Origin of the sequence: Pseudoroseomonas cervicalis ATCC 49957 (assembly GCF_000164635.1) — a bacterium.
Classification (GTDB): domain Bacteria; phylum Pseudomonadota; class Alphaproteobacteria; order Acetobacterales; family Acetobacteraceae; genus Pseudoroseomonas; species Pseudoroseomonas cervicalis.
This window is the reverse complement of record NZ_GG770782.1, coordinates 23,905-32,459: the sequence shown is the minus strand read 5'-3', so window position 1 is coordinate 32,459 and position 8,555 is coordinate 23,905. Positions and strand designations below refer to the sequence as shown.

Genomic DNA, 8,555 nt, shown 5'->3' with positions numbered 1-8,555 from the left:
CGGCGAGGGCGGCGCCGGCCTGTCGGGCGGCCAGTCGCGCCGCCTGACGCTGGCGCGGCTGCTGCTGCGCGACGCGCCGCTCTGGCTGCTCGACGAACCGACCGAGGGGCTGGACGCCGCGCTGGCGCGCGACGTGCTGGCGCGCCTGGCGGCGCGGGCCTGCGGGCGCAGCCTGCTGATCGCCACCCATCTGCGGCGCGAGGCCGAACTGGCCGACCGCCTGCTGCTGCTGGAGGGCGGCCGCATCGCCGCCTGCCACCGGCGCGGGGAGCCCGGCTTCGCCGCCGCCCTCGCCTCGCTGCGGCCGGACTGACACCCGGCCGCGGGCTTTCGGGCGCCGTATCCGGCGACGCCCCGCGCAACACCGAGAGGAGCCGGGCCCCCGCCCGGCAGGATCGGATGGAACTGGACGTCGTTTCCCTGTCGCGGCTGCAATTCGCGCTGACCGCGCTCTACCATTTCCTGTTCGTCCCGCTGACGATCGGCCTGTCGATCCTGCTGGCGATCATGGAAACCGTCTATGTGATGACGGGCCGCACCATCTGGCGCGACATGACGCGCTTCTGGGGCACGCTGTTCGGCATCAACTTCGTGCTCGGCGTGGCCACCGGCCTGGCCATGGAATTCCAGTTCGGCATGAACTGGAGCTACTACAGCCACTATGTCGGCGACATCTTCGGCGCGCCGCTGGCGATCGAAGGGCTGATGGCCTTCTTCCTCGAGGCCACCTTCGTTGGCCTGTTCTTCTTCGGCTGGGACAAGCTGTCGAAGCTCGGCCACCTGGCGGCCACCTGGGCGGTGGCGCTGGGGTCGAATTTCTCGGCGCTGTGGATCCTGATCGCCAATGGCTGGATGCAGAACCCGGTCGGCGCCGCCTTCAACCCCGAGACGATGCGCATGGAGGTGACGGATTTCTGGGCGGTGCTGTTCAACCCCGTCGCCCAGGCGAAATTCGTCCACACCGTCTCGGCCGGCTATGTCACCGCCGCCATCTTCGTGCTGGGCGTCTCCGCCTGGTACCTGCTGAAGGGGCGGCATGTGGCGCTGGCGCGCCGCTCGATGACGGTCGCCGCCTCCTTCGGCCTCGCCGCCTCGCTCTCCGTCGTCGTGCTCGGCGATGAGAGCGGCTACCTGGCGACCGAGCACCAGCAGATGAAGCTCGCCGCCATCGAGGCGATGTGGGAGACCGAAGCAGCGCCCGCCGCCTTCACCGCCTTCGGCTTCCCCGACCAGGCGGCGCGGGAGACGCATTACGCCATCCACATCCCCGCCGTGATGGGGCTGATCGCCACGCGCTCGCTCAACACCGAGGTGCCGGGCATCAAGGACCTCGTGGCGCGGGCGGAGGAGCGGGTGCGCCAGGGCATCCTGGCCTATGACGCGCTCCAGCAGATCCGCGCCCTGCCGCGCGGCGCGGCGGTGCCGGAGAGCCTGAAGCTGGCCTTCGAGGCGCATGGCCGCCAGCTCGGCTACGCCTATCTGCTGCGCCGCTATGTCGAGGATCCGCGCCAGGCGACCGACGCGCAGATCGCCCAGGCGGCCTGGGACACGGTGCCGCAGGTGGCGCCGCTGTTCTGGTCGTTCCGCGTCATGGTGGGCCTCGGCATGTTCTTCATCCTGCTGACCGCGACCTTCTTCTACCTGTCGGCGCGGCACCGGCTGGACCGCCATCGCTGGCTGCTCTGGGTCGCGGTGTGGAGCATCCCGCTGCCCTGGATCGCCGCCGAGCTGGGCTGGATCGTCGCCGAATACGGCCGGCAGCCCTGGATCATCGAGGGCGTGCTGCCCACCGCCCTGGCGGTGTCGCATCTCGGCGTCACCGAGGTGCTGCTGACCATCGCCGGCTTCACCCTGTTCTACAGCGTGCTGGCGGTGGTCGAGATGGGGCTGATGCTGAAGGCCATCCGCAAGGGGCCCGAGCCCAGCCTGGCCCCTCCCCTTCCGGGCCGGCCGGCGCTGCGCGCCGTGGCGGCGGAGTGACGTGCCATGATCCTGCATGAGCTGATCGACTATCCGACGCTGCGGCTGATCTGGTGGGCGCTGCTCGGCGTGCTGCTGATCGGTTTCGCGGTGACCGACGGCTTCGACCTGGGCGTCGGCGCGCTGCTGCCCTTCGTCGGCCGCACCGATGGCGAACGGCGTGTCGCCATCAACGCCATCGGCGCCACCTGGGAAGGCAACCAGGTGTGGCTGATCCTGGGCGGCGGCGCCATCTTCGCCGCCTGGCCGCCGCTCTACGCGGTGTCCTTCTCGGGCTTCTACCTCGCCATGTTCGTGGTGCTGGCGGCGCTGATCCTGCGGCCGGTGGGCTTCAAGTATCGCGGCAAGCGCGACGATCCGCGCTGGCGCGGCGCCTGGGACTGGGCGCTGTTCGCCGGCGGCTTCGTGCCCGCGCTGATCTTCGGCGTGGCGGTCGGCAATGTGCTGCAGGGCGTGCCCTTCTACCTGACGCCGGAATACGGCATCCGCTACGAGGGCAGCTTCTTCGGCCTGCTGAACCCCTTCGCCCTGCTCTGCGGCCTGCTGTCGCTCAGCATGCTGGTGATGCATGGCGGTGCCTGGCTGTCGCTGAAGGCGAGCGGCGTGGTGGCCGGGCGTGGCCGCCGCTATGGCAGCGCCGCGGCGCTGCTGGCCCTCTGCCTGTTCGCGCTGTGCGGCGTGCTGGTGGCGGGGGGCGGGATCGGCGGGTATCGCATCACCAGCCCGATCGACATGGCCGGTCCCTCCGCCCCGCTGCTGAAGAGCGTGACGCGCGAGGGCGCCAGCTGGCTCGCCAACTACGCCACATACCCCTGGATGATCGCCGCGCCCGTCGCGGGCTTCGTGGGCCTGGTCGGGGCGCTGCTCGGGCTGCGCGCGGGGCGCGAGGTCAGCACGCTGCTGTTCAGCAAGCTGGCCAATTTCGGCATCATCGCCACGGCGGGCGTGTCGATGTTTCCCTTCCTGCTGCCCTCCTCGCTGGACCCGCGCTCCAGCCTGACGGTGTGGGACAGCTCCTCCTCGCATCTGACGCTGTTCATCATGCTGGTCGCGACCGTGATCTTCCTGCCCATCGTCCTGGCCTACACGGCCTGGGTGTACCGGGTGCTGTGGGGCAAGGTCAGCGAGGACAGCCTGGCGAAGAGCGCTGACAGCTACTGAAAGGAATCGCACGATGTGGTACTTCGCCTGGCTGCTTGGCCTGCCCCTGGCCGCCGCCTTCGCCGTGCTCAACGCCATGTGGTTCGAGCTGATGGAACAGGGCGGCACCGCGCCGCAGGATTGAGGCCGGAGCGGCCGGGGTAGCCCCGGCCGCTCCCCGCCGGAGGGGGAGAGCATGCAGGGCCTGGGCACCGACATACCCATCGCGAAGATGGAGGCGCGGGCGGCGGAGGCGGCCGATCTTCTGCGGCTGCTGGCGAATGAGCGGCGGCTGGTGCTGCTGTGCCATCTGATCCGCGAGGGCGAGATCACGGTGGGGGGCCTGGCGGAGCGGCTGGGCCTGTCGCAGCCGGCGCTGTCGCAGCATCTGGGCAAGCTGCGCGAGGATGGGCTGGTGGCGACGCGCCGCAGCGGCACCACCATCCACTACCGCGTGGCCGATGAGCGCGTGCTGCGCGTTCTGCGCGTCATGCACGATCTCTTCTGCCACTGACGGCGGGGTCCGGGGGGACCCTTGTCCCCCCGGCGGGGGCCAGGGGGCAGCGCCCCCTGTTCTGCTTTCAGTTCTCCCCTGGCGGCACCGACCGCCCCAGCGACTGCATCAGCCGGTTGGCGTTGGCGAACATGGCGATGGCGTGGATGAGGTCGAGGATCTCCAGATCGCCAAGCCCCGCCGCGCGCAATGGCGCCAGATCGGCGGCCGTCATCGCCTGCGGTGTTGCCGTCAGCTTCGCCGAATAGTCGACGATGGCGCGCTGCCGCGCATCCAGCGCGTCGGTGTCGATGCCCTGTTCCAGCAGCGCCCGCATCACCGCCTCCTGCTTGCTCAGCTCGACGAAGCGGCGGGCATGGACGGAGGTGCAGTAGATGCAGCCATTGACGATGGAGACGATGGCGGTGGCCAGTTCGCGCTCGGCGCGCGGCAGGCCTTTCGGCGCGTACATGACCTTGGTGAACAGCGCGCCGCGCTCGCCGAGCGAGCCCGGGTCGTGCACCAGGGTGCGGAAATAGACCGAATGGCGCTGCGCCGGCGGGCAGGCCTCCAGCGCCGCGCGCTGCGCCGGGGTGGCGCTGTCCAGCTCGACCGGCGGCAGGCGCGGTTCCCAGCCGACCTCCTGCATGGTGAAGCGGCTCATGCGGCGTTCTCCTGCTGCAGCTGGCGCAGCCCGGCCAGCAGCCGCACCTGGTAGGGGATGAAGGCGACGAGCTGGGTCACCGCCACGATGTCCTGCGCCGAGAGGCCGAAGCCGCGCAGCCGGTCGATATCCGCCTGCTCGCAGGCTTCCGGGTTGCGGGCGACCATGTCGGCATAGCGGAACAGCACGGGCAGCCGCCCCTCCCCCGCCGGCGCGGGGAAGATCTCGGCGGCCTCGCTCAGCGCGGCGTCGCCATGGGTGGCGAGCAGGGCGCGGTAATGCGCGGCCAGCGCCGCATCGCCCTCGATCAGCGCGCCGCGCAGGGCCAGCGCCGCGCGCTCGGCCAGGGAGACATGGCCGGGCTCGGGCGCCAGCACCAGCTCGCGATAGGCGCCTTCCTCATGCTTCAGGATGTCGGCGCGCTGGCGGCGCAGCGCGCCGAGCGGCCCCTCCGGCGCGAGGCCGAGCAGATGCTCGGCGAGGTCGGGGATGTCGCGCAGGGCGGCCTGGGTCTCGGTCATCATCTCAGCCTTCGGCGGTGACCATCTGGGCGGCGGTGCGGTCGCTGGTCAGCGGCGTGACCTTCAGCCCGCGCTTCGCGGCCCAGAGATTCTGGTAGTGGAAGAGCGGGATGATGCCGACATCGCCGGCCACCACCCGCACGGCGCGCTGCAGGATGGCCTCGCGCTTCGCATCGTCGAATTCGGCGTTGGCCTCGTCCAGGGCGCGGTCCACCTCGGCGCTGGCATAGCGGCCCCAATTGGAGACGCCGCGCCCCTGCGCCGCGTCGTAGCTGCCCAGGATATGGGTCAGGGCGTAGCTGCCCTCGCCCGTGCCATTGCCCCAGGCGAGCGTCGTCATGGCGTAGTCGCCGGTGCGCACCTGGGCGGAATAGACCGACCAGGGCACCGCCTCGACCTGGGTGCGCACGCCGATGCGCGCCCACATCTGGGCGATGGCCTGCGCCGCCTGCGGGCCCAGCACGTAGCGGTCATTCGGCAGGTGGATGGTGAGCTGGAAGCCGTTGGGATAGCCGGCCTCGGCCAGCAAAGCGCGGGCGCGCTCGGGCTCGAAGCCCGGCACGGGGGTCTGCGGGTCGTAGCCGAAGCTGCCCTCCGGCATCCATTGCCCGGTCGGCGTGCCGGTGCCGAGCAGCAGGCGCTCGCACAGCGCCTCGCGGTTGACGGCGATGGACAGCGCCCGGCGCACCCGCACATCCAGCAGCGGGTTGCGCGGCAGGGGCTGCCCGTCATGCGACAGCGCGTAGCGGCTCGGCGACGGAGAGAAGCTCGGCTGCAGCAGCAGCATGCGCAGGCCGGGATAGGCGTAGAGCCGCACATCGTCGCGGCCGCGGATCTGCGCCAGGTCGGAGACCGAGACCTTGTCGATGACATCGACATCGCCGGCCAGCAGCGCCGCGGTGCGCGCGGCGGCGTTGGGGATGTAGCGGTAATCCACCTCCGCCCATTCCGGCTTGCGGCCCCAATAGGACTCGTTGCGGCGCATGCGCACCCGCTCGCCCGGCGTATAGGCCTGGAAGCGATAGGGGCCGGTGCCGATCACCGCCTTGCCGCTGTTGAAATCGGCATTGCTGGCGCCCTCCGTCGCATGGCGGCTGACGATGTGCACCGAGGCCAGGTTCAGCGGCAGCAGCGGGTTCACCTCCCGCGTGCGGACATGCAGGGTGTGGTCGTCGACCGCCTTCACCTCGGCCACGGTGCGCAGATAGCCGGCGAAGCTCGCCGTGCTGCCCGGCACGCTGGGGGCGCGGTTGTAGGAATAGACGACATCCGCGGCGGTGAAGGGCCTGCCATCGTGCCAGGTGACGCCCTGGCGCAGGGTGAATTCCCACAGCGTCGGCTCCAGCGTGCGCCAGGCGGTGGCCAGGCCCGGCTGCAGCCCGCCATCGCGGTTCTCGATCAGCAGGTCGAAGAAATGCAGGTCGACCGAGCGGTCGCCGGCGAAATTGTTCAGCTGCGGGTCGAGGGAGGAGACCGGGTCGCCGAAGGCGATGGACAGGCGCCGCGCCGCCTGGGGCTGGGCGCGCAGGGTGCCGGGCAGGGCGAAGGGCGCCAGGCCCAGCCCGGCAAGAAGCGGCAACAGGTCACGACGCTGCATCGGGCTGGTCCTTCTGGTCCGGGGCAAAGCCGAAAGGAGCGATGGCAAGAGGGGATCAGGCGGCGGCGCTGGCGAGCCTTGCGGCCGGCCATTCGTCGCCCAGCAATTCCGGCGTGTCATAGGCGCGCAGCGCATCGAAATGCATCTGGCGGTCCTCGACGAAGAAATGCCGGGCGATGGCCTCGGCCAGGCGCTTCGCCCCGGCGCTGACGGCGGGGATGTCGCCGGTCAGCTTCCCGTGGCTCAGCGTGGCCGGGTAGTTGAAGCAGTGCAGCCGGGCGAGCGCCGGGCAGGCGCCGGGCTGCTTCTCCTGGAAGGAAAAATCCGGCGCCAGATCGGGAGAGTCGGAGAGTTCGGCATTCTCCTCGCCGGGCTCGGGCGTGAAGCGGTCGCGCCAGAAGCGGATCTGCGGCGCGAGGGCGGCAAGCTCCGGCCGCGCGGCGAGATCGACGCGGAAGCCGGTCGCGAAGATGACGAAATCGCCTTCCCACACGCTGGCGGGCAGGGTCAGCCGCACCCCCTGCCCCGCCGCCTCCGCCGCCAGCACCGGGCTGCCGAGGTGCAGCCGCGCCTGCGGATGGCGGGAGACGCGCAGCGTGCTGTCGCGCGGCGGCGGTGTCTGCTCGGAGAAGACATGGTGCAGGAAGCGCCATTTCCACGCATCCGGCAGGCCGGCGAAGCCATGCACCACGCCGGCGCTGCCGATGCCGGTGAATTTGTTGACCCGCGGCAGCGCCTTGCGGCGGACGAAGAGGTCGAGGCTGGCCGCCCCCGCCTCCAGCGCCGTCGCCGCATTGTCCATGGCCGAGGCGCCCGCCCCCAGCACCGCGACCCGCTTGCCACGCAGCGCGGCGAAATCGATGGCGTCGCGCGAATGCGCCCAGAGATGCGGCGGCAGGCGCTGCGCCAGCTCCGGCACGGCGCTGCCGCCCAGCCCGTCCCGCCCCGTCGCCAGCACCACGCGCCGCGCCAGGATCGGGGCGCCGGCATCGTGCTCGACCCGCAGCAGCCCGTCCGCGCGCGGCAGGATGGCGGCCACCGCGACGCCATTCTCCACCGGCACGCGCATGACGCGGCGATACCAGCAGAGGTAGTCCATCCAGTCGCCACGTGGGATCTTGCCGAGCGAAGCCCAGCCGGCGCTGCCATGCTGCGCCTCGTACCAGGCGCGGAAGGTCAGCGCGGGCAGGCCGAGGGCCGGGCCCGACAGGGTCTTCGGCGAGCGCAGCGTCTCCATGCGCGCCCAGGTCACCCAGGGGCCTTCCTGCCCGGCGGGCGCACGGTCCAGCACGCGCTGATTGTCGATGCCGAGCAGCCGCAGCGCCGCCGAGGCCGCCAGGCCGCACATGCCGGCGCCCAAGATGACGACATCGGTGACGCGCTGGCCCTCGGCCTCGCGCGGCGGCACCCAGGGGCGGCCGGGCAGCTCCAGGCACTCCAGATCATGGCGCAGGCGCGCCTCGAGGGCCGGCAGGCCGATGGCGGTCATCAGGACACTCTCCCTGGCGGGGCGGGATGCAGCATGGCCAGCAGCGCCTCCATGGAATGGGGCGGGTGCTGGCGGAAGCCGGGCAGCGCGGCGGCCTGCTCGGCGGCGGCGGCGATCAGCCGGCGCGCGGCCTCGCCCGGCGGCCGCGCGACCGGGCTGGCGACACCCCAGAGGAAGGGGATGGCGGGTTCGATCGGACGCAGCACCAGCCCCTCGATCGGTACGCCGAGCGCCGTCACCGGATCAACCAGGGCGATGCCGAGCCCGGCGCGGGCGGCCAGCATGGCGTTCAGCGAGGTGTTGACGGCCAGGCTGCCGCCGGGGTCGAGCCCGGCCGCCGCCAACGCCGTGGCGATCCGGCCGCCCAGACGGTGCGGATCGGCCATGGTGACCAGCCGCTCGTCCTTCAGCTCGGCCAGGGCGATGCTGTCCTGGCGGGCCAGGCGGTGATCGGGCCGCAGGGCGGCGCAGCAGCGCCCCTCCCCCAGCCAGTGCAGGGTCAGGCCGCGATGCTCGACCGGCAGGCTGAGGAAGCCGAGATCGGCGCGCCCGCCCAGCAGGGCGCTGGCGGCCTGCCCGGCCGGCAGGGCGGTCAGCTCCAGCCGCGCCGGCAGGGTCGCCGCCCCGAGCCGGCCGAGCGCCGCCGGCACCAGCCCGGCCGCCAGGGCCGG

General features: G+C 71.8%; 10 protein-coding genes. 5 read left to right on the top strand and 5 right to left on the bottom strand.

The window, feature by feature from the left end; genetic code table 11:
- From HMPREF0731_RS23300 to HMPREF0731_RS16610, 5 genes are all read left to right on the top strand, one after another.
- A partial coding sequence (locus tag HMPREF0731_RS23300) for an ATP-binding cassette domain-containing protein (protein ID WP_157136198.1) occupies positions 1 to 313 on the top strand: 313 nt, incomplete at its 5' end.
- An 86-nt stretch (positions 314 to 399) separates the two neighbouring features.
- On the top strand, positions 400 to 1,980 hold the full coding sequence (locus tag HMPREF0731_RS16625) for a cytochrome ubiquinol oxidase subunit I (RefSeq protein ID WP_007005338.1): 1,581 nt from the start codon (positions 400 to 402) through the stop codon (positions 1,978 to 1,980).
- Positions 1,981 to 1,986: 6 nt separating this feature from the next.
- Complete coding sequence (gene cydB, locus HMPREF0731_RS16620) at positions 1,987 to 3,141, top strand: cytochrome d ubiquinol oxidase subunit II (protein WP_007005337.1); 1,155 nt, start codon at positions 1,987 to 1,989, stop codon at positions 3,139 to 3,141.
- A 13-nt stretch (positions 3,142 to 3,154) separates the two neighbouring features.
- On the top strand, positions 3,155 to 3,265 hold the full coding sequence (gene cydX / locus HMPREF0731_RS23760; RefSeq protein WP_040613795.1) for a cytochrome bd-I oxidase subunit CydX: 111 nt from the start codon (positions 3,155 to 3,157) through the stop codon (positions 3,263 to 3,265).
- 51 nt (positions 3,266 to 3,316) lie between these two features.
- On the top strand, positions 3,317 to 3,634 hold the full coding sequence (locus tag HMPREF0731_RS16610) for an ArsR/SmtB family transcription factor (RefSeq protein ID WP_007005336.1): 318 nt from the start codon (positions 3,317 to 3,319) through the stop codon (positions 3,632 to 3,634).
- 67 nt (positions 3,635 to 3,701) lie between these two features.
- Here HMPREF0731_RS16610 and HMPREF0731_RS16605 read toward each other — a convergent pair whose 3' ends face one another.
- The 5 genes from HMPREF0731_RS16605 to HMPREF0731_RS25665 all read right to left on the bottom strand — a co-directional run.
- Positions 3,702 to 4,277, bottom strand: coding sequence for a peroxidase-related enzyme (locus tag HMPREF0731_RS16605; RefSeq protein ID WP_007005335.1), 576 nt, complete (start codon positions 4,275 to 4,277; stop codon positions 3,702 to 3,704).
- The gene (locus HMPREF0731_RS16600; RefSeq protein ID WP_157136186.1) at positions 4,274 to 4,798 is read right to left on the bottom strand and encodes a CMD domain-containing protein; all 525 of its coding nucleotides are present in this window, start codon (positions 4,796 to 4,798) and stop codon (positions 4,274 to 4,276) included. Before HMPREF0731_RS16600 ends, HMPREF0731_RS16605 begins: the two co-directional genes overlap by 4 nt.
- Positions 4,799 to 4,802: 4 nt before the next feature.
- Positions 4,803 to 6,395, bottom strand: coding sequence for an ABC transporter substrate-binding protein (locus tag HMPREF0731_RS16595; protein WP_007005334.1), 1,593 nt, complete (start codon positions 6,393 to 6,395; stop codon positions 4,803 to 4,805).
- A 55-nt stretch (positions 6,396 to 6,450) separates the two neighbouring features.
- On the bottom strand, positions 6,451 to 7,884 hold the full coding sequence (locus tag HMPREF0731_RS16590) for an NAD(P)-binding domain-containing protein (protein ID WP_007005333.1): 1,434 nt from the start codon (positions 7,882 to 7,884) through the stop codon (positions 6,451 to 6,453).
- Positions 7,884 to 8,555, bottom strand: a 672-nt coding sequence (locus tag HMPREF0731_RS25665; protein ID WP_007005332.1) for a LysR substrate-binding domain-containing protein, incomplete at its 5' end; no start/stop codon positions are given. The genes HMPREF0731_RS16590 and HMPREF0731_RS25665, both read right to left, overlap by 1 nt.

What these genes read in the sequence shown, in the direction of transcription:
- HMPREF0731_RS16600 (WP_157136186.1), bottom strand. Translation starts at nt 4,798, where the DNA reads ATGACCGAGACCCAGGCCGCCCTGCGCGACATCCCCGACCTCGCCGAG.
- HMPREF0731_RS16625 (WP_007005338.1), top strand. Translation starts at nt 400, where the DNA reads ATGGAACTGGACGTCGTTTCCCTGTCGCGGCTGCAATTCGCGCTGACC.
- cydX (WP_040613795.1), top strand. Translation starts at nt 3,155, where the DNA reads ATGTGGTACTTCGCCTGGCTGCTTGGCCTGCCCCTGGCCGCCGCCTTC.
- HMPREF0731_RS16590 (WP_007005333.1), bottom strand. Translation starts at nt 7,884, where the DNA reads ATGACCGCCATCGGCCTGCCGGCCCTCGAGGCGCGCCTGCGCCATGAT.
- HMPREF0731_RS16610 (WP_007005336.1), top strand. Translation starts at nt 3,317, where the DNA reads ATGCAGGGCCTGGGCACCGACATACCCATCGCGAAGATGGAGGCGCGG.
- cydB (WP_007005337.1), top strand. Translation starts at nt 1,987, where the DNA reads ATGATCCTGCATGAGCTGATCGACTATCCGACGCTGCGGCTGATCTGG.
- HMPREF0731_RS16595 (WP_007005334.1), bottom strand. Translation starts at nt 6,395, where the DNA reads ATGCAGCGTCGTGACCTGTTGCCGCTTCTTGCCGGGCTGGGCCTGGCG.
- HMPREF0731_RS16605 (WP_007005335.1), bottom strand. Translation starts at nt 4,277, where the DNA reads ATGAGCCGCTTCACCATGCAGGAGGTCGGCTGGGAACCGCGCCTGCCG.